This window comes from Streptomyces sp. NPDC002004, from assembly GCF_053593975.1.
On the sequence record NZ_JBSFDP010000036.1, the window covers coordinates 1 to 22,318 of the forward strand.

Annotated in this window: 24 protein-coding genes and 1 riboswitch; of the genes, 13 read left to right on the forward strand and 11 right to left on the reverse strand. The window is 72.1% G+C overall.

From position 1 onward, the window contains the following. Nucleotides 1–49 precede the first annotated feature (49 nt). Complete coding sequence (locus ACWCP6_RS31715; RefSeq protein ID WP_450936050.1) at nt 50–835, forward strand: endonuclease/exonuclease/phosphatase family protein; 786 nt, start codon at nt 50–52, stop codon at nt 833–835. Between the two features lie 96 nt (nt 836–931). On the opposite strand, the gene ACWCP6_RS31720 is transcribed toward ACWCP6_RS31715, so the two are convergent. Together ACWCP6_RS31720 and ACWCP6_RS31725 are read right to left on the reverse strand one after the other, a co-directional pair. Next, nucleotides 932–1,570 carry a hypothetical protein gene (locus tag ACWCP6_RS31720; protein WP_450936051.1) on the reverse strand — a complete coding sequence of 213 codons (639 nt, stop codon included), beginning with the start codon at nt 1,568–1,570 and terminating at the stop codon, nt 932–934. Further along, nucleotides 1,563–2,360 (reverse strand): alpha/beta hydrolase, encoded by a 798-nt coding sequence (locus tag ACWCP6_RS31725; RefSeq protein ID WP_450936052.1) that lies wholly within the window; start codon nt 2,358–2,360, stop codon nt 1,563–1,565. The genes ACWCP6_RS31720 and ACWCP6_RS31725 overlap by 8 nt, the downstream gene beginning before the upstream one ends. 205 nt (nt 2,361–2,565) lie before the next feature. Here ACWCP6_RS31725 and ACWCP6_RS31730 point away from each other — a divergent pair, with 205 nt between their 5' ends. From ACWCP6_RS31730 to ACWCP6_RS31745, 4 genes are all read left to right on the forward strand, one after another. Continuing rightward, the gene (locus tag ACWCP6_RS31730; RefSeq protein WP_450936109.1) at nt 2,566–3,333 is read left to right on the forward strand and encodes a lysophospholipid acyltransferase family protein; all 768 of its coding nucleotides are present in this window, start codon (nt 2,566–2,568) and stop codon (nt 3,331–3,333) included. 32 nt (nt 3,334–3,365) lie between these two features. Next, on the forward strand, nt 3,366–4,580 hold the full coding sequence (gene macS, locus ACWCP6_RS31735) for a MacS family sensor histidine kinase (RefSeq protein ID WP_450936053.1): 1,215 nt from the start codon (nt 3,366–3,368) through the stop codon (nt 4,578–4,580). Next, nucleotides 4,577–5,251 (forward strand): response regulator, encoded by a 675-nt coding sequence (locus ACWCP6_RS31740; protein WP_450936054.1) that lies wholly within the window; start codon nt 4,577–4,579, stop codon nt 5,249–5,251. The genes macS and ACWCP6_RS31740 overlap by 4 nt, the downstream gene beginning before the upstream one ends. Nucleotides 5,252–5,404: 153 nt before the next feature. Next, the gene (locus ACWCP6_RS31745) at nt 5,405–6,433 is read left to right on the forward strand and encodes a 6-phosphofructokinase (protein WP_450936055.1); all 1,029 of its coding nucleotides are present in this window, start codon (nt 5,405–5,407) and stop codon (nt 6,431–6,433) included. A gap of 115 nt (nt 6,434–6,548) precedes the next feature. Here ACWCP6_RS31745 and ACWCP6_RS31750 read toward each other — a convergent pair whose 3' ends face one another. Both ACWCP6_RS31750 and ACWCP6_RS31755 read right to left on the reverse strand, forming a co-directional pair. Then, the gene (locus ACWCP6_RS31750; RefSeq protein ID WP_450936056.1) at nt 6,549–8,441 is read right to left on the reverse strand and encodes an anthranilate synthase family protein; all 1,893 of its coding nucleotides are present in this window, start codon (nt 8,439–8,441) and stop codon (nt 6,549–6,551) included. A 108-nt stretch (nt 8,442–8,549) separates the two neighbouring features. Beyond that, nucleotides 8,550–8,606 carry a trp operon leader peptide gene (locus tag ACWCP6_RS31755; protein WP_450936110.1) on the reverse strand — a complete coding sequence of 19 codons (57 nt, stop codon included), beginning with the start codon at nt 8,604–8,606 and terminating at the stop codon, nt 8,550–8,552. A gap of 177 nt (nt 8,607–8,783) precedes the next feature. Here ACWCP6_RS31755 and ACWCP6_RS31760 point away from each other — a divergent pair, with 177 nt between their 5' ends. Beyond that, entirely contained in the window at nt 8,784–10,136 is a 1,353-nt protein-coding gene (locus ACWCP6_RS31760; protein ID WP_450936057.1) for a class II 3-deoxy-7-phosphoheptulonate synthase, read from the forward strand. Nucleotides 10,137–10,308: 172 nt separating this feature from the next. Next, nucleotides 10,309–10,626, forward strand: coding sequence for a (2Fe-2S)-binding protein (locus tag ACWCP6_RS31765; RefSeq protein WP_450936058.1), 318 nt, complete (start codon nt 10,309–10,311; stop codon nt 10,624–10,626). A gap of 36 nt (nt 10,627–10,662) precedes the next feature. On the opposite strand, the gene bfr is transcribed toward ACWCP6_RS31765, so the two are convergent. Beyond that, nucleotides 10,663–11,142, reverse strand: coding sequence for a bacterioferritin (gene bfr / locus ACWCP6_RS31770; protein WP_450936059.1), 480 nt, complete (start codon nt 11,140–11,142; stop codon nt 10,663–10,665). Between the two features lie 153 nt (nt 11,143–11,295). On the opposite strand from bfr, the gene ACWCP6_RS31775 reads away from it, so the two are divergent. Then, nucleotides 11,296–11,928 carry a sulfite oxidase-like oxidoreductase gene (locus ACWCP6_RS31775; protein WP_450936060.1) on the forward strand — a complete coding sequence of 211 codons (633 nt, stop codon included), beginning with the start codon at nt 11,296–11,298 and terminating at the stop codon, nt 11,926–11,928. 38 nt (nt 11,929–11,966) lie between these two features. On the opposite strand, the gene ACWCP6_RS31780 is transcribed toward ACWCP6_RS31775, so the two are convergent. The 6 genes from ACWCP6_RS31780 to thiO form a co-directional block, all read right to left on the reverse strand. After that, entirely contained in the window at nt 11,967–12,563 is a 597-nt protein-coding gene (locus ACWCP6_RS31780) for a DUF4396 domain-containing protein (RefSeq protein ID WP_450936061.1), read from the reverse strand. A 122-nt stretch (nt 12,564–12,685) separates the two neighbouring features. Continuing rightward, the gene (locus tag ACWCP6_RS31785; RefSeq protein ID WP_450936062.1) at nt 12,686–13,558 is read right to left on the reverse strand and encodes a deoxyribonuclease IV; all 873 of its coding nucleotides are present in this window, start codon (nt 13,556–13,558) and stop codon (nt 12,686–12,688) included. A 212-nt stretch (nt 13,559–13,770) separates the two neighbouring features. Continuing rightward, nucleotides 13,771–15,690, reverse strand: a complete 1,920-nt coding sequence (gene pknB, locus ACWCP6_RS31790) for a Stk1 family PASTA domain-containing Ser/Thr kinase (RefSeq protein WP_450936063.1) — start codon at nt 15,688–15,690, stop codon at nt 13,771–13,773. A 151-nt stretch (nt 15,691–15,841) separates the two neighbouring features. Further along, the gene (locus ACWCP6_RS31795) at nt 15,842–16,636 is read right to left on the reverse strand and encodes a thiazole synthase (protein WP_450936064.1); all 795 of its coding nucleotides are present in this window, start codon (nt 16,634–16,636) and stop codon (nt 15,842–15,844) included. Between the two features lie 4 nt (nt 16,637–16,640). Beyond that, nucleotides 16,641–16,859, reverse strand: a complete 219-nt coding sequence (gene thiS, locus ACWCP6_RS31800; RefSeq protein ID WP_450936065.1) for a sulfur carrier protein ThiS — start codon at nt 16,857–16,859, stop codon at nt 16,641–16,643. After that, complete coding sequence (gene thiO / locus ACWCP6_RS31805) at nt 16,856–18,040, reverse strand: glycine oxidase ThiO (RefSeq protein WP_450936066.1); 1,185 nt, start codon at nt 18,038–18,040, stop codon at nt 16,856–16,858. Before thiO ends, thiS begins: the two co-directional genes overlap by 4 nt. Further along, a riboswitch (TPP riboswitch) is annotated at nt 18,038–18,151 on the reverse strand. Its footprint overlaps the gene before it by 3 nt. A gap of 52 nt (nt 18,152–18,203) precedes the next feature. On the opposite strand from thiO, the gene ACWCP6_RS31810 reads away from it, so the two are divergent. From ACWCP6_RS31810 to metF, 5 genes are all read left to right on the forward strand, one after another. Continuing rightward, nucleotides 18,204–18,563: a hypothetical protein gene (locus ACWCP6_RS31810; RefSeq protein WP_450936067.1), complete on the forward strand. Its 360-nt coding sequence runs from the start codon at nt 18,204–18,206 to the stop codon at nt 18,561–18,563. 105 nt (nt 18,564–18,668) lie between these two features. Next, a complete protein-coding gene (locus ACWCP6_RS31815) occupies nt 18,669–19,832 on the forward strand; it encodes an NAD(P)/FAD-dependent oxidoreductase (protein ID WP_450936111.1) in 1,164 nt (387 codons plus the stop codon). A gap of 274 nt (nt 19,833–20,106) precedes the next feature. After that, nucleotides 20,107–20,472: an Rv2175c family DNA-binding protein gene (locus tag ACWCP6_RS31820; RefSeq protein ID WP_450936068.1), complete on the forward strand. Its 366-nt coding sequence runs from the start codon at nt 20,107–20,109 to the stop codon at nt 20,470–20,472. A 74-nt stretch (nt 20,473–20,546) separates the two neighbouring features. After that, nucleotides 20,547–21,218, forward strand: a complete 672-nt coding sequence (gene thiE / locus ACWCP6_RS31825; RefSeq protein ID WP_450936069.1) for a thiamine phosphate synthase — start codon at nt 20,547–20,549, stop codon at nt 21,216–21,218. A gap of 140 nt (nt 21,219–21,358) precedes the next feature. Further along, on the forward strand, nt 21,359–22,279 hold the full coding sequence (gene metF / locus ACWCP6_RS31830; protein WP_450936070.1) for a methylenetetrahydrofolate reductase [NAD(P)H]: 921 nt from the start codon (nt 21,359–21,361) through the stop codon (nt 22,277–22,279). Nucleotides 22,280–22,318: the final 39 nt, after the last annotated feature.

A 22,318-nucleotide genomic window follows, 5' to 3' on the forward strand; every position in this document is an offset into this window, starting at 1 on the left:
CCGCCGCGTCCCGAGGGGGCGCGGCGGCCGCTCGGCGTAGTTTGTCGGCATGCTGCTGCCCAACTCCCGCACCGAGCCGGACGGTTCGGCCGTCATCCGGGTCCTCGGCTACAACATCCGTTCGATGCGCGACGACGAACGGGCCCTCGCCCGGGTGATCCGCGCCTGCGCACCCGACCTGGTGCTGATCCAGGAGGCCCCCCGCTTCTTCCGATGGCGGAAGAAACTCGCCCGGCTGGCCGCCGCGTCCGACCTGGTGGTCCTCTCCGGCGGCGCGACCGCCGCGGGACCTGCACTTCTGTGCTCCCTGCGCGCCACCGTCGAACGGACCGAGGACGTCCTGCTGCCCCTCACCCCAGGTGAGCACCGGCGCGGCTTCGCGACCGCCGTGGTCCGCTTCGGCGGCGCCCGCGTCGGTGTCCTGAGCTGCCATCTCTCCCTGGAGCCGGACGAGCGCTACGAACAGGGCGGCATGCTGCTGGACCGGCTGGCCGGTCTGGGCGTCCGGCACGCCGTCGCCGGCGGCGACCTGAACGACCGCCCCGACGGCCGCACCTTCCGCCGGCTCGCCTCGGACCTCCAGGACTGCTGGGCCGTCAAGCCGTGGGGCGACGAGTACACCTGGATCCAGGACGATCCGCACCGGCGCATCGACGCGGTCTTCGCGACCCCCGGGATCGAGGTGCTGGGCTGTGGCGTGCCCACGGAGCACCCCGGTGTGACGCGCAGGGACCTGGAAGCGGCCACGGACCATCTGCCGGTCCTGGCCGCCCTCCGCGTACCGGCGGCCGAGAACGAGTCCCCCGGGTCACGCAGGGGTCCCGGGGTGCTCTGATCAGGGGATCGCGCGGGGCTCCCGGGGTGCTCCGATCCACGGGTCACGCAGGGATCCGGGCGGTCCGAGCCGCGGGGCGCCCTCGCCTCCGGCGCCTCAGACCACCGCCCCGCGCCCCGGATCGTCGTCCCCGTCGTCGTCCTCCTTCATCCGGACGACCAGCGTGGCGAAGCCGCCGAGGAAGCCGCCGATCCCGAGGGTGGTCAGCCACCAGGTCATATCCCAGCCGAGGACGACGGCGACCAGCAGCAGGACGGGGCCGCCGATGACAGCCAGCCAGGCGAACTTGGCGGTCGTGTCGGCGGCGGGCAGCGGTGGCGGCTCGGGCGGCACGAAGTGGCCCTCGTCGTCGGGGCCGAAGTCGTCGTCGGACGGCTCGGGCGGCGTGTAGTCGCGCGGGCCGCCGCCCACGCCGGGGGCGAAGGACACCGATCCGCCCAGGCGCTGCGCGGGACGCTTTCCGCTGTCACCGCCGTCCTCGTCGTCCCCGGTGGCCTCCCCCGGACCGAAGGGCGGCAGGGCCAGGTCCTCGACGGAACGGAAGGGCCGGGCGCCCGGCGGGTCCGGCGGCTCGTCGCCGTACCCGGCGACGATGGCCGCCCACGCGGCCTCCTCGTCCAGCGGAGTCTCCTCGCCGGGCGTTCTCTCCGCAGGACGCGGCGACTTCTCCGGGGGCGCCGCGCTCCCGTCGTCCGGCTCGCGACTCTCGTCGCGGTCCGCGTCGTGCTCAGCCACCGGTGGCCGTCCCTTCCTGCCGACTCGCTTGGGGGTCCCTGTTCCCTGGGGCGAGCCGGTCGATGAACGCGAGGCTCTCCTCGAAGATCCGGTCCGCATCATGGTCCAACGTCGCCACGTGGTAGCTCTGTTCCAGCAGGATCTCCGTGACGTCCGTGGAGGAGACACGGCTGAGCACACGGGCCGAGTCCGCGGGCGGCACCACATGGTCCTGCGGGCTGTGCAGCAGCAGCATCGGCTGGGTGACCTGCGGCAGCTCGCCGTCGACGAGCTTGAAGAACTGGCGCAGCGAGTGCGCGGCGTGCAGCGGCACCCGGTCGTACCCGATCTCCTCGGAGCCCTCCTTGGCGATGTCGCTGGCGATCCCCTTCGTCGTCCGGACGAGGTGCCGGGCCACCGGAAGGGCGTACGCGGCGAGGCCGTGCACCTTGTTGCCCGGGTTGACGACGACCACGCCCGCGATGTCGTCCCCGTGCTTCGCGGCGAGCCGCAGGGCGAGCGCGCCGCCCAGGGAGAGCCCGCACACGAAGACGGTCCTGCACCGGTCCCGCAGGGCGCGCAGTTCGCGGTCCACCTCCGCGTACCAGTCCTGCCAGCCGGTGAGCTGCATGTCCTCCCACCGGGTGCCGTGGCCCGGCAGCAGCGGCAGCGACACCGTCAGGCCGCGTTCGGCGAGATACTCCGCCCAGGGGCGCAGCGACTGCGGGGAACCGGTGAAACCGTGACAGAGGAGGACGCCGATCTCTCCGCCCTCGTGGGCGTACGGCTCGGCTCCAGGAAGGACCGGCACCTTCGGTCTCCTGTTCGTGTGAGGTCAGGCAGGAATGGACGCCGACATCGTGCACGTCGTGCGGAGGTACGGGCAGCGGAACGCGCAGAGGTGTCGGGCGTACTTCACCGTACGCGACCGCGCTGACACCGACCAGGGTCGTCGGTCACCTCGAACGAGGTCCGGGTTAAGGTCTGACCCACAGACACAGGAAGGCAGTGGGTTGATCTACGGCGCAATGAAGTTTTCCATCGGGGGGCCGCTGAAGCTCGCCTTCCGGCCGTGGGTGGAAGGCATCGAGAACATTCCCGCCGAGGGTCCCGCCATCCTGGCGAGCAACCACCTGTCGTTCTCGGACTCGTTCTTCCTGCCCGCGATGCTCGACCGCAAGGTCACCTTCATCGCCAAGGCGGAGTACTTCACCACGCCCGGTGTCAAGGGACGACTGACGGCCGCCTTCTTCAAGGGCGTCGGACAGCTCCCGGTCGACAGGTCCGGGGCCCGGGGGGCGGGCGAGGCCGCCATCAAGAGCGGTATAGAGGTGCTCGAGCGCGGCGAGCTGTTCGGCATCTACCCGGAGGGCACCCGTTCCCCGGACGGCCGTCTCTACCGGGGCAAGCCGGGCGGCCTCGCGCGCGTGGCGCTCGCGACGGGTGCGCCCGTCATCCCCGTCGCGATGATCGACACCGAGAAGATCCAGCCCCCGGGGAAGGTCCTCCCCAAGCTGATGCGCCCCGGCATCCGGATCGGCAAGCCCCTCGACTTCCGCCGCTACCAGGGCATGGAGCACGACCGCTTCGTGCTGCGCGCGGTGACCGACGAGGTCATGTACGAGATCATGAAGCTGTCCGGCCAGGAGTACGTCGACATCTACGCGACCGCCGCCAAGCGGCAGATCGCGGAGGCCGCCAAGGCGCAGAAGCAGGCGGACAAGGCGGCGGACGCGGCGCAGAAGGCGTCGGAGAAGCAGGGGCAGGGGGAGTCCGACTCGTAGCGCGGCGCGTCGGTTGCGAGGGGTGGGGGGGCATGGCCAAGCGCGAGAGAGTCATCAGGATGTCGGTCGAGCAGCCGCTCTGGCGTGCGCTCACCGTGTACCGCGTCCTGACCATGGTGTACGCGGTCGGCCTGTTCGTCGCCGCGTACAACACCTTCGTCCGGCCCTGGGTCGCCGTCGGCTACTTCTCGGTCCTCTTCGTCTGGACCGTGGCCACGCTGCCGAAGGTCGCGGGGGCCGCGAGCTGCACCAAGCGGTTCCTCGTCGCCGACCTGGTGATCGCCCTCACCGGCATTCTGCTCACCCCGGTCGCGGACTCCCACCAAAGGATCGTCGAGGGCGGCCCGACGCTGCCGTCGATCTGGACGGCCGGCGCGGTCCTCGCGTTCGCGCTCAAGGGCGGCTGGCGCTGGGCGGCCGTCGCGTCGACGCCGGTCGCCGTCGCCAACATCGTCCAGCGGGGCGCGCCGAGCCGGGACACCGTGCACGCCGTGCTGCTGGTCTGGATCGCCTCCATCGCCATCGGCTACGTCGTCGAGGTCGCCCGGGCCTCCGAGCGCACCCTCGCCCGCGCCCTGGAGATCGAGGCCGCCACCCGGGAGCGCGAGCGGCTCGCCCGGGACATCCACGACGGGGTGCTGCAGGTACTGGCGATGGTCCAGCGCCGCGGCACCGCCCTCGGCGGCGAGGCCGCGGAGCTGGGCCGTATGGCCGGCGAGCAGGAGGTGGCGCTGCGCACCCTCGTCGCCGGCGGACTGGTCCCCGCCTCCCGCGCCTCCGAGGACGTGGCGCAGGGCGCGGTCGTACGGCTCGTGGAGGAACCGGACGACGACGAGCCGTGCGACGTCCGCTCGCTCCTGGCCCCGCACGCGTCGGGCCGGGTCACCCTCTCCGAACCCGGTGCCCCGGTCCTGCTCGCGCCCACCGCGGCCCGGGAGCTCGCGGCCGCCGTCGGCGCCGCCCTGGACAATGTCCGCAGGCATGCCGGAGAGGGCGCCCGCGCCTGGATCCTCGTCGAGGACGAGCCGGACGACGTCGTCGTCACCGTGCGCGACGACGGCCCGGGCATTCCCGAGGGCAGGCTCGTCCAGGCCGAGGGGGAGGGCCGGCTCGGAGTCGCCCTCTCCATCCGGGGGCGGCTGCGGGACATCGGCGGAACGGCCGAGCTGATCTCGGTGCCGGGCCAGGGCACGGAGGTCGAGCTGAAGGTACCGAAGGTTTCACGGGGGAAGGCGGAGCACCGATGAGTGAGCAGCAGGGCCCGATCAAGGTCATGGTGGTCGACGACCACCCCATGTGGCGGGACGCCGTCGCACGCGACCTGGCCGCGTCCGGTTTCGACGTGGTCGCCACGGCGGGCGACGGGGAGCAGGCGGTGCGGCGTGCCCGGGCCGCGTCGCCCGACGTCCTCGTCCTGGACCTCAACCTCCCGCTCAAGCCCGGTGTCCAGGTCTGCAAGGAACTCGTCGGGGGCAACCCCGCGCTGCGCGTGCTCGTGCTGTCCGCGAGCGGTGAGCACGCCGACGTCCTCGAAGCGGTGAAGTCCGGCGCCACCGGCTATCTGCTCAAGTCGGCGTCCACGGAGGAGCTGGTCGACGCGGTGGGCCGCACGGCCGTCGGCGACCCGGTGTTCACCCCCGGTCTCGCCGGCCTGGTCCTCGGCGAGTACCGCAGGCTGGCGTCGGAGCCGGTGCCGTCGGAGCCGGACGAGCCCAAGGCGCCCCGCCTCACCGACCGTGAGACCGAGGTGCTCCGGCTCGTCGCCAAGGGCCTGAGCTACAAGCAGATCGCCGAGCGCCTCGTCATCTCGCACCGCACCGTCCAGAACCACGTGCAGAACACGCTCGGCAAGCTCCAGCTGCACAACCGTGTGGAGCTCGTGCGGTACGCGATCGAGCGCGGCCTCGACGAGGAGTGAACACGTGGTCGGGGTGCGCCCCACCTTCGAGTGAAATTCGTTGATCAACTCGCCGCTGTTTCACCGGAATTGACTCTTCGCCCCATCCCGGGAGGACCTGGGTCGCCGTTAGTGTGACCCGCGTCACCTCACTCGGAGCGAAGGGACCTTTCCATGCGGGTCGGAGTACTGACCGGGGGCGGCGACTGCCCCGGCCTCAACGCCGTCATCCGCGGCGTCGTCCGCAAGGGCGTGCAGGAGTACGGCTACGACTTCGTCGGCTTCCGGGACGGCTGGCGGGGGCCCCTCGAGGGCGCCACCTGCCGTCTGGACATCCCTGCGGTGCGCGGCATCCTGCCGCGCGGCGGCACGATCCTCGGCTCCTCGCGCACCAACCCCCTCAAGGTCGAGAACGGCATCCGCCGTATCAAGGACAATCTCGCCAAGTACGAGGTGGACGCCCTGATCGCGATCGGCGGCGAGGACACGCTCGGCGTGGCCGCGCGGCTCACCGACGAGTACGGCGTCCCGGTCGTGGGTGTGCCGAAGACCATCGACAACGACCTGTCGGCCACCGACTACACCTTCGGTTTCGACACCGCGGTCGGCATCGCGACCGAGGCCATCGACCGCCTGCACACCACCGCCGAGTCGCACATGCGCGTCCTCGTCGTCGAGGTGATGGGCCGCCACGCCGGCTGGATCGCCCTGCACTCCGGCCTCGCGGGCGGGGCCAACGTCATCCTCATCCCCGAGCAGCGCTTCGACCTCGACCAGGTGTGCGCCTGGGTGACCTCCCGGTTCAAGGCCTCGTACGCGCCGATCGTGGTCGTGGCCGAGGGCGCGATGCCCAAGGACGGCGACATGGTCCTGAAGGACGGCACGACCGACTCGTTCGGCCATGTCCGTCTCTCCGGCGTCGGTGAGTGGCTGGCCAAGGAGATCGAGAAGCGCACGGGCAAGGAGGCCAGGACCACGGTCCTCGGCCATGTCCAGCGCGGCGGCACCCCCAGCGCCTTCGACCGCTGGCTCGCCACCCGCTTCGGCCTCCACGCCGTCGACGCCGTCCACGACCGCGACTTCGGCAAGATGGTCGCCCTCCGCGCCACGGACATCGTCCGCGTCCCGATCGCCGAGGCGACCGCCAGACTGAAGACGGTCGACCCGGCGCTCTACGCGGAGGTCGGCGTCTTCTTCGGCTGAGAGCCCCACGGCACCCGGGGCCGGGCCACCGGCCGCTGTGCTCCCGGTGCCGCAGGGAAGACTCCGGGGGAGGCGGCTCGGCCCCCGGTTCCGGGCGGCCGCGGCACGGGCACGCTCAGCCGGGCAGCCTGGGGGCGGTGGTCCGTCCCACCAGCTCCCGCACAAGATCCGCCCCGCGCAGTGTCAGCACGGACTCCGGATGAAACTGCAGGCTCACGAAACCGGCCCCCCGCAGCGCATGCACCTCCCCGCTGCCGACGGCCCGGCTCACCTCGATCCCGTGGACCGCCAGCTCCGCCTCCGCCGCGTCGTCGCACCGCGCGACGAAGCTGTTGTAGAAGCCGACGGTCTCGACCTGCCCGAACAGGTCGACCTCGGTCTGTGCCCCCTGGTACGGCACGTCCTTCCGCACGATGTCCAGTCCCACCTCGGCCGCGATCAGCTCATGACCGAGGCACACACCGAGCACACCGTGCCGGTGGGTGCTCAGCACATCGGCGGTCAGCCCCCGCAGGAACCGCATCTTGGGATCGGCCGTGTCGGACGGGTCCCCCGGCCCGGGCCCCAGCACGAGCGGCCCCTCGTGCGCCAGCACCGCCTCCCGCAGCCCCGGCTCGTCGTACCGCCGCACCGTCGCCTCGAGACCCGACGAGCGGAGCAGATGGGCGAGCATCGCCGTGAACGTGTCCTCGCCGTCGACGACGAGCGCGTGCCCGGTCAGCTCGGACGGGCGCTCCTGCATCCGCAGCCAGAACGGCGCCAGCCCAGCCCGCCGGGCGTCCAGCGCGGCCCGCACCCGCGGGTCGTCCGCGAGCCGTACCCCGGCCGAGCCGGCGCGGAGCCGCCCGGGGCGCACCCCCAGCGCGGTCAGCACCCCCGCGGCCTTCGCATGGGTCTCGGCGACCTCGCCGAGCGGGTCGGAACCGCGTACGAGCGTCGCGCCGACCGGCACCCGCAGCCGCCCGGACGCGTCGATGTCGGCGGTGCGGATGAGGATGGGGGAGTCGAGCGACTGGGTGCCGTTCGCATCGCGGCCGACCAGCGCGAGCGCCCCCGCGTAGTAGCCGCGCCCGACCCCGTCCGGCCCGAGGGGCTCGTACCGCTCGATCACACGGCAGGCGTTCTGCACGGGGGAGCCGGTGACGGTCGCCGCGAACATTGTCTCGCGCAGCACCTCCCGCACGTCGAGCGAGGAGCGCCCGCGCAGCTCGTACTCGGTGTGCGCGAGGTGCGCCATCTCCTTCAGCCGCGGCCCGACGACGACCCCGCCCATGTCGCCGACGGTGCACATCATCTTCAGCTCCTCGTCGACGACCATGGAGAGCTCCTCGATCTCCTTGCCGTCGGCGAGGAAGTCCAGCAGGTCCTCGGGGGTCGGCCCTCCGGCGGGATACCGGTAGGTCCCGCTGATGGGGTTCATGACCACGGTCCCGCCCGCCATCCGGACGTGCGCCTCGGGACTCGCGCCGACCAGGGTGCGCTCCCCGGTGTGCACCACGAAGGTCCAGTACGCCCCTCGCTCGCCCACCAGCAGCCGCCGGAACAGCGCCAGCGCGTCGGCCCGCCCGAACCCGGGGATCTCGCCGGTGTACGTACGCCGGATCACGAAGTTGGCCCCCTCGCCGCTGCCGATCTCGTCGCGCAGCACGCGGCCCACGATCCGCGCGTACTCCTCGTCGGCCACGTCGAAGCCGCCGTCCGTCACCTGCACGTCATGGGCGGGCAGCTGCTCCAGGGCCTCGGCGAGCGGCAGCTCGTGGATCTCCTCGGCGGTCAGCACGGAGAGCGGTGTGCCGTCGTCGCGTACGTCGAAGCCGCGCTCGCGGATCTGCCGGAACGGCACCAGTGCCAGCGAGGGCAGCTCGCCGACCGGGATGTCCGCCAGCCGGGCCACCTCGTGCACCGGGCCGGTCAGCACCTCGACGGTGTCGTGGTCGCGGCCCGGGGTGCGGCGCCGGAGCAGGGCGAAGGGCGGGCCTTCGGGGGACAGGAGAGTGCGCAGGTCCATCGGTGTTCCTTCCGTACGAGGGGGTCGTGGGAGAGGAACGGCCGGAAGTTCTCGGAAAAGACCGAAGGCCGCCCCTCGGGCGGCCTTCGCGAGTCTGGGTACGCGCAGTCAGCGGGCCGCCGGATGAGCGGTCCACCACCAGGACTGGTGCGTCTGCGCGAACATACGGGGCACCCTACCCGACCGTCCGGGCACGGCCGTCGCCCTGCGGACACCGAGGGCCGCGTCCCGTCGTGCCGGGCGCCGTGGAGCGGTACGTTCCGAACGCCGTGGAGCGGTACGTTTGTCTCATCTGGTGAGCGGGGGAATGGACGCCGGACCCGACCCCGTAATGTTGTCGAGGTGACCGTGAACGCTAAGCCCACCGCAATCGGTGGCAACACCTGGCGAGACCTTCCCGCGGCGCAGCAGCCCGAGTACCCCGATGCCGAGGCTCTGCGCGATGTGATCGCGGACCTCGAGTCGTATCCGCCGCTCGTCTTCGCGGGCGAGTGCGATCAGCTGCGTGCCCGGATGGGAGCCGTCGCCAAGGGCGAGGCGTTCCTGCTCCAGGGCGGCGACTGCGCCGAGGCCTTCGACGCCGTGTCCGCCGACCACATCCGCAACAAGCTCAAGACCCTGCTCCAGATGGGCGCCGTGCTGACGTACGCCGCGTCCGTGCCCGTCGTGAAGGTGGGCCGGATCGCGGGGCAGTACTCCAAGCCGCGCTCCAAGCCCACCGAGACCCGTGACGGGGTGACGCTGCCGACCTACCGCGGCGACTCCGTCAACGGCTTCGAGTTCAGCGAGGCGGCCCGCATCCCGGACCCCGAGCGCCTGAAGCGGATGTACCACGCGTCCGCCTCCACGCTGAACCTGGTGCGCGCCTTCACCACCGGCGGTTACGCCGACCTGCGCCAGGTGCACGCCTGGAACCAGGACTTCGTGAAGTCGTCGCCGTCCGGCCAGCGCTACGAGCAGCTGGCGCGGGAGATCGACAACGCGCTGAACTTCATGCGGGCCTGCGGCACCGACCCGGCCGAGTTCCAGACGGTCGAGTTCTTCGCCTCGCACGAGGCGCTGCTGCTCGACTACGAGTCCGCGCTCACCCGCGTCGACTCGCGGACGGGCGATCTGTACGACGTCTCGGGCCACATGGTCTGGATCGGCGAGCGCACCCGGCAGCTCGACGGCGCGCACATCGAGTTCGCGTCGAAGATCCGCAACCCGATCGGGATCAAGCTCGGCCCGACCACGACGGCCGAGGAGGCGCTCCAGTACATCGAGCGCCTGGACCCGGACCGTGAGCCGGGCCGGCTGACCTTCATCGTCCGCATGGGCGCCGACAAGATCCGCGACAAGCTTCCCGAGCTGGTCGAGAAGGTCACGGCATCCGGCGCGGCGGTGGCCTGGGTGACCGACCCGATGCACGGCAACACCTTCGAGGCGGCGTCCGGCCACAAGACCCGTCGCTTCGACGACGTGCTCGACGAGGTCAAGGGCTTCTTCGAGGTCCACAAGGGCCTGGGTACGCACCCGGGCGGCATCCATGTGGAGCTGACCGGCGACGATGTCACGGAGTGCGTGGGCGGCGGCGACGAGATCTTCGTCGACGACCTCCACCAGCGCTACGAGACGGCGTGCGACCCGCGGCTCAACCGCAGCCAGTCGCTCGACCTGGCCTTCCTGGTCGCCGAGATGTACCGCGACCAGTGAGCCGGTAGGTCCGGTGGGCCGGCATGGCCGTACGGGGCGTGGATCCATGTGATCCGCGCCCCATCGCCGTCTCCGGGACTTTTGCGCCACCGGGGCTCCGGGTAAGGTTAGGTTTGCCTCACCGATCAATCGGGACGGCGCAAACGAATCGATCCCGTCCAGGGCCGGGGAGGTGAACCGCGTGTACATCTGCAGTTGCTTCGGTGTGACCGAGGACCAGGTGAAGAAGCACGCGGAGGCCGGTGCCTGCACCCCCCGCCAGATCGCCTCGGCCTGCAAGGCCGGCACGGACTGCGGTTCCTGCGTACGCCGCATCCAGTCGCTCCTGGGCCGCGGTGCCTGCCCCCGGCGTGAGCTCGTCGAGCAGGGCAAGCCCGCACTCTCCCGGGTGGGCCAGGGCGAATCCCTGCTTCCCCGGGCGGACCGGGGCGAGCCCTCGCCGGTCACGGTGCTGGACGAAGCGCCCCAGGTCCTGGACGAAGCGGCGTAGCCGCGCGGGGCCGGGGCCCGCGCCGGGACGTTTCCCCTAACTCTCCGGCTGCTCGATCAGCTGTGCGATGTACAGCGGCTCACCCAACTTCTCCACCAGCTCCAGCTGGGTGTCCAGATAGTCGATGTGGTGCTCCTCGTCGGCGAGGATCGACTCGAAGATGTTCGCCGACGTGATGTCGCCCTTCGCCCGCATCACCTCGATGCCGCGCCGCAGACGGTCGATCGCCTCGACCTCGATCTGCCGGTCCGCCTGGAACATCTCGGTGACCGTCTGCCCCACGCGCACATGGAAGAGCCGCTGGTAGTTCGGCAGGCCGTCGAGGAACAGGATCCGGTCGGTCAGCACCTCGGCGTGCTTCATCTCGTCGAACGATTCCGCCCGGGTGTACGTGGCGAGCTTCGTCCAGCCGAAGTTCTCCTGCATCTTCGCGTGCAGGAAGTACTGGTTGATCGCGGTCAGCTCGGCGGTCAGCTGCTCATTGAGGAATTCGATGACCTCGGGGTCGCCCTGCATCGCAGAGGCTCCTTCCAAGCGGGTGACTGGGCAGGTGCGCGCATCCTCGCACCGGCACTCTGACCAGTCCAGTAAGTGCACGCTTAGTACGAGTTGCCCCAATGGTCTCTTGGCTGGTCATCGGCACCGGTCGCGGTCTGTCAGGATGGAGGCATGGGTCATCCGGTGGGTCGCACGTCTCGACAGGCAGCAGAGTCGGAGCTTCCGCCGGGACAGCGTCTGCAGCGGGGATGGCCGGTCACCCACTACGGTCCGGTGCCGAAGTTCCGGCCCGAGCGGTGGGAGTTCAGGGTCTTCGGCGCGACCACCGACGGCGAGAAGCACTGCTGGACGCACGACGAGTTCACGGCCCTTCCGTACGCCACCGTCGTGGCCGATCTGCACTGCGTCACGAAATTCAGCATGCTCGGGGCCGAATGGGGCGGCGTCCCGGCCCGTACCGTGCTGGAGCTCGCGCCGCCCGCGCCCACCGTCACCCATGTCATGGTCTGGGCCGAGTACGGCTTCAGCGCCAATCTGCGGCTCTCCGACTTCATGTCCGAGCGCACGATCTTCGCCACCCACAAGGACGGTGAGCTGCTCACCGCCGAGCACGGCTTCCCGCTCCGGCTGATCGTCCCGCATCTGTACGCCTGGAAGGGCCCGAAGTGGGTCCGCGGTGTCGAGTACATGACCGCCGACCGCCGTGGCTTCTGGGAGGAGCGCGGCTACCACAACATAGGCGACCCGTGGCGGGAGCAGCGCTACTCGTACCAGGAAGAACTCGGCGACGGCCCCGAGTTCTGAGGGACGGGTCGTCGGGGCCGTCGCCGCGGTGGCTGTTGTCAGTGGTGGTGGCCGTGTGCCACCGCGTGGCCCTTTCCGCGGCCGATCATCCACCTGTTGACCGGCGTGGTGACCACGAACGCGAGGGCGAGTGACACGGCGAGCGAGCCCCAGAACAGCGCGTCCGTGAGGGCGGCGTCCATGGCGCTCGGCCAGAGTGCGATCACACCGTTGTCGATCAGCTCCATCACGGCGATGGACAGGGTGTCGGCGGCCAGGGCGACCCGGAAGGCCGTCCGGAAGTCCACACCGGCCCGCAGGACGCCGCGCAGCGTGAGCGAGTAGCCGAACACGAAGGCCAGGGCGATCGCGAGGACCATCGTCGGGACATTGCCCCACCCGAACGCGGTGCCTGCCACCATGCCGAGCACCTCGCCGATCGCGCATCCGGTGAGGCAGTGCAGCGTCGCCCGGGCCGCCGTGGCCCAGCCGACCCCGGCGGTCCCGTGCGCGTGACCCTCGTGGTCCGTGCGCCGGCCGTCCTGATGCGTCTCGTGCCCTGCGTGCCCTGCGTGCCCCGAGAGTGCTCCGCCGTCGCCGGCATGCGCTCCGTATCCGGCGTGTGTCCCGCGTCCTGCGTGTGCCTCGTGCTGCATGGCGTCCCCCCAAAGCGGTCCGGTGCTCCTGTCGTCAAGCAGGAACGCAATACCCCCAGGGGGTATTCCATCGAGGATTCGTGGCGTGCGCCGAGCAGGTCCGGGAGCGGTTACAAGCCGGCTCAGCCCTCCCTGAGCTTCTTCAGCCGCTCCACGTCCGCCGTGTGCCCGTCCTTGCCGCCCGGCGTCTCGATGATCAGCGGTACGCCCGCGGTGGCCGGGTGGGTCATCAGGGCCCGGAACGGCTCCTCGCCGATGTGCCCGGCGCCGATGTTCGCGTGCCGGTCCTTGTGCGCCCCGACGACGTCCTTGGAGTCATTGGCGTGGATCAGCTTCAGCCGTCCCTCGCCGACCGTGTCGACCAGCAGGTCGAGGGTCCGGTGCATGCCGTCGGGGCCGGTCAGGTCGTGGCCCGCGGCGAACACATGGCAGGTGTCCAGGCAGACGCCGAGCTTCGGATGGGCGTCCAGCGCCTCGAAGTACGGAGCGAAGTCCCAGGTGCGCGAGCAGAGCGAGGCGCCCTGTCCCGCCGTCGACTCCAGCAGCAGGAACGGGTCGTCGTCGTGGGTCAGCTCGTCCAGCAGGGGCAGCATCCGCTCCCGCACCTGGGCCAGCGCGACGGCACGCTCGCGGCCGCCGGTCGCCGAGCCGGTGTGCACGACGACGCCGAGCGCGCCGATCCGGCGGGCCCGGCGCAGCGAGTGGCGCAGCGACGCCACGGACCGGTCGACGGTCGCCTCCGTGTGCGAGCCGAAGTTGATCAGATACGGCGCATGGACGTACGCGGGTATGCCCTCGGTGGCGCAGGCGGCGCGGAACGCCTCGTCCTGCGCCGGGTTGCCGTCGGGCGTCGCCCAGCCGCGCGGATTGGCCACGAAGACCTGAACGGCCTCCGCGCCCATGTCGCGTGCGTACGACAGCCCGACGGAGGCGAGGCCGCCGGACACGGGGACATGGCCGCCGACCGGGTTGCGGGAAAGGATGCTGCTGGTCACGCGCTCCAGGGTGGCACGGTGGCGACGCCGGCCGAACCGCGGGCCGCATCGCGGACCCCGGGCCGTGGCCCGGAGGCCCGGGAGCGCCGGAGTGGGAGCTCCCCAGGGAGCGCCGGTGTGCGAGGGGAGCCCGGTCGGTGTGCAGGGCCCCGTGTGCGAACTCCCCGGGAGCCCGGCGGTCCGTGGCTCCCGGGGCCCGCGCTCGCTCCGGGCTACCTGATCTTGATGGTGATGGTGTCGCCCTTGGGCGCCTTGTCGCCGCCGTGCACGGACTGCTCGGTGACCGTGTCCCCGAAGAGCCCGAGGAGCCCCCGGTCCAGGTCGACCTTGAATCCGGCGTCCTCCAGGGTCTTCGTCGCATCGTCGACGCTGTCCCCGACGACGTCCGGCACCTTGATCATCTCCGGGCCCTTGGAGAGCGTGAGTGTGACCGTGTCGCCCTCGGCCGCCTGGCGGCCGGCGTCCGGCGACTGCTGGGCCACCATGCCCGCGTCGAACTCCGAGTTCACCCTCTGCTGGGCGATCCTCACCTTGAGGCCCTTGTCCACCAGGTCCGAGGTGGCGTCGTCGACGGACTCGCCCGAGACGTCCGGGACGTCGACCCGGCTGCCCTTGCTGACCGTGAGCGCGACGGCCGAGCCCGCATGGCGCTTGGTGCCGGCGTCGGGGTTGGTGCCGATCACCTTGCCCCGGTCGACCTCGTCGCTGAACTCCTGGGTGACCATGCCGGGCGCGAGGCCCGCGCTCTTCAGCTGGGCCTTCGCCCTGGCCAGCGGCACACCCTCGACCTTGGGCACCCGCACGGTCTCCGGGCCCTTCGAGATCGTCAGCCCGACCTTGTCGTTGTCGCGGATCCGCGCCCCCGCGGCGGGGTCGCTGGCGATGACGGTGCCGCGCGGGTCGGTGTCGCTGTACTTCTGCACGACCGAGCCGACCTCGAGGCCGGCGGCGGTGAGCTGCTTCTTCGCCTCCGCCTCGGTCTTCGTCAGCAGCGGCGGGACCTTGGTGAACTGCCCGGCGTTGATGTACCAGACGCCCGCGCCGAGGCCGAGCACCAGCAGCACGGCCACGACGCTCGCGAGCACACCGCGCCGGGGCCCGCGACGGCGGGGCGGGGCGGGGGGCGGGGTCTCCAGCCTGCTCGTCCGGAGCACCCCGGACTCGTCCTCGTTCACCGGCAGCGGGCGCGGCATGGTCATCACCGCGCGCGGGATGACGCTGGTGCGGTCGTCCGCGTTGTCGTGCTCGCCCTCACGGGCCCCCGGCGGCACCGCGTCCAGCTGCTCCTCGGTGAGGGCGGCGCGTGCCTCCCGGACCCGTGCGAGCAGCGCCACGGCGTCGTGCGGCCGCATCTCCGGCGTACGCGCGGTGGCGGACGCCACCAGCTCGTCCAGCTCCACGGGGAGCCCCGGAACCAGGGCCGACGGAGGCGGCACGTCCGCGTGCAGGTGCTGGTAGAGCACCTGGGCAGGGGAGTCCCCGGAGTGCGGGCGGCCGCCCGTCAGCATCTCGTAGAGGACCACGCCGCACGCGTACACGTCGACGCGCGGGTCCGCGGTGCCGTGCTCGATCTGCTCCGGGGCGAGATACGACACGGTGCCGAGGACGGCACCGGTGGTGTTCGTCACCGTGTCCACGGCCCGTACGAGACCGAAGTCCGCCACCTTCACCCGGCCGTCGTCCCCTATCAGGACGTTCTCGGGCTTCATGTCGCGGTGCACGAACCCGGCGCGGTGGGCGGCGCCCAGCGCGGCGAGGACCGGCTCCAGAATGTCCAGCGCGGCCCGCGGGCGCAGTGCGCCGCGCTCCCGCAGGACGTCCCGCAGGGTGCAGCCGGCGACGTACTCCATCGCCAGATACACGTACGCCCCGTCCGTGCCCTGGTCGTAGACCCCGACCACATTCGGATGGGACAGCCGCGCGACGGACTTGGCCTCGCGGATGAACCGGTCCACGAACGACGCGTCGGCCGCCAGCGTCGGGTGCATCACCTTCAGCGCGAGCACACGGTCGAGGCGGGTGTCCACGGCCCGGTAGACCGTGGCCATCCCGCCGGCCGCGATCCGCGCGTCGATGCGGTAGCGGCCGTCGAGCACCTGCCCGACGAGCGGGTCCTTAAGGGTCGTATCCACGCGACGAGTCTACGAGCCGCCATGGACAGCCCGTGCAGCCCGGCGGCCTCCGGGTCCGTACTGCAGCCGAGCTGTGACAGGTCACCATCACACCGCCGGGAACGGGCACACCCGGGGCGGCGACGGGCGTGCCCGGCACCGGGCGCACCCCCTAGAACGCGGGCCGCTCCGGGTCCAGCCGGGCCAGGCCCGCCACGGGCGAGGACGCCTCCGCGAAGTGCCGGCGCGGAATCCGGCCCGCCCGGTGCGCGAGGCGCCCCGCCTCCACGGCGTGCCGCATGGCCTCGGCCATGAGGACCGGCTCCTGCGCACGGGTCACCGCGGAGGCGAGCATCACACCGGCGCACCCCAGCTCCATGGCGAGGGCGGCGTCCGACGCGGTCCCGGCGCCCGCGTCCAGAATGACCGGCACGCGCGCCTGCTCCACGATCAGCTGGAAGTTGTGCGGATTGCGGATGCCGAGCCCGGAGCCGATCGGGGAGCCGAGCGGCATGACCGCGGCGCAGCCGACGTCCTCCAGCTTCCGCGCGAGGACCGGGTCGTCGTTGGTGTACGGAAGGACCGTGAAGCCGTCGTCGACCAGCGTCTCCGCGGCGTCGAGCAGCTCGACCGGATCGGGCAGCAGGGTCCGCTCGTCGGCGATGACCTCCAGCTTGATCAGGTCGGTGCCGAGCGCCTCACGCGCGAGACGGGCCGTGAGGACGGCCTCACCTGCCGTGTAGCAGCCGGCGGTGTTCGGCAGCACCCGGATGCCGAGCCGGTCGAGCACGGACAGCACCGAGCCCTGCGTACCCGGGTCGATACGGCGCATCGCGACCGTGGTCAGCTCGGTGCCGGAGGCGACCAGGGACCGCTCCAGGACGTCGAGGCTGGGCGCTCCGCCCGTCCCCATGATCAGCCGGGACGACAGGGACGTACCGCCGATGAGGAAGGCGTCGTCGGCCATGGTGTCAGCCTCCTTGGACGGCGGTGAGGACCTCGACGCGGTCCCCCTCGCGCAGCGTGGTCGTCGGCCACTGCGTGCGCGGGACGACGGTTTCGTTGAGGGCCGCGGCCACGCCGGACGGGGCCGCGGTCAGAGTCGAGACGACGGTGTCGAGGGTGGTGCCGGGCGCGACGGCGCGCACGGCACCGTTGACGGAGACCGAGACGGATGCCGGTGCGCTCATGCGGGCTGCTCCACGAGGAGGGGCCGGGCGCCGAAGCGCCCGGGGCTGAAGGGGCGTGCCTCGTCCGGCAGCTCCCCGGTGGTCAGGACGTGCGCCATGACGTCGCCGGTGACCGGTGTGAGCAGCACGCCGTTGCGGTAGTGGCCGGTGGCCAGCAGCAGACCCGGCAGCGCGGTCGGGCCGAGCAGGGGCGCGTTGTCCGGGGAGCCGGGGCGCAGTCCGGCACGGGTCTCGATGAGCGGCAGCTCGGTGATGCCGGGCACCAGTTCGTGCGCGTCGCGCAGCAGCTCGTAGACGCCGCCCGCGGTCACCGTCGTGTCCCAGCCCAGCTCCTCGCTGGTGGCGCCGACGACCAGCTCGCCGTCGGCACGCGGCACCAGGTAGACGTGACTGCCGCGGACGACGGCGCGCACGGTGCGGCTGAGGAACGGCGCGTACCGCTCGGGCACCCGCAGCCGCAGCACCTGTCCCTTCACGGGCCGCACCGGCGGCAGCACATCGTCGGGGACGCCGGTGAGCCTGCCGCTGAGGCTGCCCGCGGCGAGCACCACCTGCTCGGCGGCCAGCCCGGTGCCGTCCGCGAGGACGACACCGCGGGCGCGGTCGCCCACGACCTGCAAGCGGTCCGCCCACTGCCGGTGGAAGACCACTCCCGCGCGCTCGCACGCGGTCACCAGGGCACCGGCGAGACGCCGCGGATCGACCTGGTGGTCGCCGTCGACGCGCAGCCCGCCGCGTACGCCGGGCGCGAGCAGCGGTTCGAGCCGACGGCAGTCGCGGCCGCTCAGCCACTCGGACTCGAGCCCCGACCGGTGTTGCAGGGCGTGCAGTTCCCGCAGATGGGCCCGGTCGTCCGCGTCCAGGGCGACGGCGAGCGTGCCGCACTGCCGGTAGCCGAGGTCGAGCCCGGTGGCCTCGGTCAGCTCCGCCGCGAAATCGGGGTAGCGGCGCGCGGACGCCAGGTTCAGCCCCAGCAGGGTCTGCTCGCCGTAGTGCAGTTCCGTGACGGCCGCCAGCATGCCCGCCGCCACCTGGGCGGCTCCGCCGCCCGGTCCGGGGTCCACGACCGCGGTGGCGAGCCCGCGCTGCGCCGCCCGCCAGGCCGTGACCAGTCCGATGATGCCGCCCCCCACGACGAGGACGTCCGCCCCCGAGACGGGGACGTCTGATGTACACGACATGGGCGTCCAGCCCCTCCCTTCGCCGGCATGACCCGGATCAGGTTCGTACGGTCGGAGGCCGCTCCAGCCTCCCTCTCAGCCCGCTGCGACCGGGCTCCCGCGAGTGCTTATCGTTGGTCACCCTAGCTCTTCGCCCCGCACCGCAGTAAGGGAGCCGCCCGCCATGGTCCGTTCGCTGGACGGCCGCGTCCTCGCCCCCGTCGTCGACCAGTCCCCGGGGCAGGTGGGCACCAGGACCCGCTTCGAGTACCGCGAGCAGGACGGCGTGATCTGGGCCGACTACGCGGGCGGCGACGTCGTGCGCGGGCACCTCGTGGGCACCCGTGCGGGCGACCGGATCGACTTCCGCTACGTCCAGCTCACGGTGGACGGCGGGACCTCCTCCGGGCACTGCGTCTCGACCGTCGTCGAGCTGCCGGACGGGCGGGTGCGCCTGGAGGAGACCTGGCAGTGGGAGTCCCGGGAGGGCAGCGGAACGAGCGTGGTCGAGGAGCTGGTGGCCGCAGCCCCCCTGACTGACTGAACGTCAGTTGTCTATGGTGATCGGGTGAGCGACGAGAACCTGGCGCAGGGCGGCGCCGAACTGCGACGACGGGCGGAGCGACGCGTGGTCGTCGCCGGGGCGGGCATGGCGGGGGTGCAGACCGCGGTGGCCCTGCGCGAGCAGGGGTTCACCGGGCCGGTCACGCTGATCGGCGCGGAGCCGCACCAGCCGTACGACAGGCCACCGCTGTCCAAGGCCGTGCTGCTCGGCAAGGCCGAGGGCTCCGCCCTCGACGTCGACTTCGAAGGGCTCGGCGTCGAGCTGCGGCTCGGCGTCGAGGTCACCGGACTGCGCCCCGCCGACCACGAACTCGACACCGAGGCGGGTCCGGTGCCGTACGACGTCCTCGTCGTCGCGACCGGCGCGGAACCGATCCGGCTCGCGGGCTCGGAGGGCGTGCAGGGCGTCCATCTGCTGCGCACCCTGGACGACGCCGAACGCCTGCGCCCGGTCCTGGCGGCCCAGCACGACATCGTGGTCGTCGGCGCGGGCTGGATCGGTGCCGAGTTCGCCACGGCCGCACGGGAGGCGGGCTGCGCCGTCACCGTGGTCGAGGCGGCGGACCGCCCGCTCGCCGGGGCGCTGCCCGCCGAGGTCGCGGCGCCGATGGCCGGCTGGTACGCCGAGGCGGGCGCCGTGCTGCGGGTCGGCGCGCGCGTGGAGCGCATCGAGCCGGGGGCGGTGGTCCTGGACGACGGGACGCGGGTGCCGGCCGGGGCCGTCGTCGTCGGCATCGGTGCGCGGCCCGCGACCGCCTGGCTCGCCGGCTCCGGGGTCGCGCTCGGCGCCCAGGGCGAGATCGTCGCCGACGACCGGCTGCGCACCTCGGCGCCCGACGTCTACGCGGTCGGCGACTGCGCGTCCTTCCCGTCCGCCCGCTACGGCGAGCGGCTCCTCGTCCACCACTGGGACAACGCCCTGCAGGGACCCCGGAGCGTCGCCGCCGGCATCGTCGGCGAGGCGCACGCCGCATACGATCCCGTGCCCTACTTCTGGTCCGAGCAGTTCGGCCGGTTCGTCCAGTACGCGGGTCACCACGCGCCCACCGACACGCTGCTGTGGCGCGGCGACCCCACGGGCCCCGCCTGGTCGGCCTGCTGGCTCCGCGGCTCCCGCCTCACCGCCGTCCTCACCGTGGGCCGTCCCCGCGACCTGGCCCAGGGCCGCAAGCTGATCGAAAGGGCGACCCCGCTGGACCCGGACCTCCTGACCGACCCGGCGCGGCCGCTGAAGGCGGCGGTGCGGTAGCGCGCCGGCCGGGCTTCCGGGCGGCCGCCGTCCGGCCGGCCGGGAGTCCGGGTGTGGCAGGGACGACTGGGACCGCGACAGCCGGAACCCGGCCGGATGGGGACGGCGGTGACGGGAACCCCAACGGCCGAGTCCCGCCGTGCCGGACCGCCCCGGGGCGGCGCCCGCGCAAACCGGTTTTCCCAAGGCCACGGGCACTCCGGGTGCCTCCCGGCCCGGCGCCCGGACCCGGGCCCGGCTTCCGGCTGTCGGTCCGGGATGGCACGCTTGTGCCGTGACCGAGATTGACGCAAAGATCGATGCTCTCGTCCCCGCCTGGCTCACCCTCCCCGACATCGCCGAACAGATCGGCGTCGAGGTGACGCGTGTCCGGCAGCTGGTCAAGGAGGGCCAGCTGATCGCGGTGCGCCGCGGTGAGAACAGGGCGCTGCACGTGCCCGCCGCCTTCATCGACGGCGACAAGGTCGTCAAGGGCCTCACCGGCACCCTGACGCTCCTGAGGGACGACGGCTTCACCGACGAAGAGATGCTGGAGTGGCTCTTCACCCCCGACCCGACCCTGCCGGGCACCCCCGCGCAGGCGCTGAGCGAGAATCGCGGAACGGAGGTGAAGCGCCGCGCCCAGGCGCTCGCCGTCTGATCCGACAACCCGGCGTACGGACCGCGGGCCCCGTGGTCCGTACGCCACCGACTCCACCCACGGGGGACATCGTCATGCCCGGCCCGACGCCACGCGACCCCTACGCCACGCCGCGCGACCTGCTCGCCGACGCCCGGCTCTACCTCTGCACGGACGCCCGCAAGCGCCAGGGCGACCTCCCGGAGTTCCTGGACGCGGTCCTGGCGAGCGGCGTCGACATCGTGCAGCTGCGCGACAAGGGCATGGAGGCCGCCGAGGAGCTGGAGCACCTCCAGGTCCTCGCCGACGCCTGCCGCCGCCACGGCAAGCTCCTCGCCGTGAACGACCGGGCGGACGTCGCCCACGCCATCGGCTCGGACGTGCTGCACCTCGGTCAGGGCGACCTGCCGGTTCCCGCGGCCCGCGCGATCCTCGGCGAGCGCGTCCTCGTCGGCCGGTCCACGCACGCGCAGGACGAGGCCGCCGCCGCGGCGGCCCAGGAGGGCGTCGACTACTTCTGCACCGGGCCGTGCTGGCCGACCCCGACCAAGCCGGGCCGCCACGCCCCGGGCCTGGACCTGGTCCGGTACACGGCCGGTCTCGCCACCGGCCGGCCGTGGTTCGCGATCGGAGGCATCGACCTCGCGAACCTGGACGAGGTGCTGGACGCCGGCGCGCGCCGCGTCGTCGTCGTCCGGGCGATCACGGAGGCGGACGACCCGGCCTCCGCGACGGCCGAGTTCGCCAAGCGCCTGCGGACGGTGTGAGTCCACCTGGTGGACAGAAACGCCCCCGAGGATGCCCCAAAACGGGTTGGGCCGTCCGAGGCGTGGACAAGAGCCCGGCAAATCCGGCATTTAGCTTCGCTCTGGTTGGGGGACCGTCCCGCCCTGGCTAACCTGCCCATATGGCCCTAGGTACCGCGTCCACCAGGACTGACCACGCCCGCACGGTGCGCGACATGCTTGCGACCGGCGAGACCACGTATTCGTTCGAATTCTGGGCGCCCAAGACGGCGAAGGGCGAGCGGAACCTGTGGAACGCGCTGCGCCGGGTCGAGGCCGTCGCGCCCAGCTTCGTCTCGGTTACGTACGGTGCCGGCGGCTCCACCCGCGCGGGCACGGTGAAGGCGACCGAGCAGATCGCCGAGGACTCGACCCTGACGCCCGTCGCGCACCTCACGGCGGTCGACCACTCCGTCGCCGAGCTGCGCAACATCATCGGCCAGTACGCCGACGCCGGGATCCGCAACATGCTCGCGGTCCGCGGCGACCCGCCGGGCGACCCGATGGCCGAGTGGGTGCCGCACCCGGAGGGCCTCGCCTACGCCGCCGACCTGGTCCGGCTGATCAAGGAGTCCGGCGACTTCTGCGTGGGCGTCGCCGCCTTCCCCGAGATGCACCCCCGCTCCGCGGAGTGGGAGGAGGACGTCCGGCACTTCGTCGACAAGTGCCGTGCGGGCGCCGACTACGCGATCACGCAGATGTTCTTCCACCCCGAGTCGTATCTGCGGCTGCGCGATCTCGTCGAGGCGGCCGGCTGCGCGACCCCGATCATCCCGGAGGTCATGCCGGTCACCAGCGTCAAGATCCTGGAGCGACTGCCCCAGCTCAGCACCGCCGTGTTCCCGGAGGCGCTGAAAGAGAGGATCCTCGCGGTCAAGGACGATCCGGCCGCTGTACGCTCCATTGGCATCGAGTTCGCGACGGAGTTCTGCGCGCGCCTGTTGGACGAGGGCGTGCCGGGGCTGCACTTCATCACACTCAACAACTCGACGGCGACGCTGGAAATCTACGAGAATCTGGGCCTGCACCCACCCCAGGTCTAGACCGGCCGTATCCGGAGGGGCGGCGGCCGACGAGAGGGG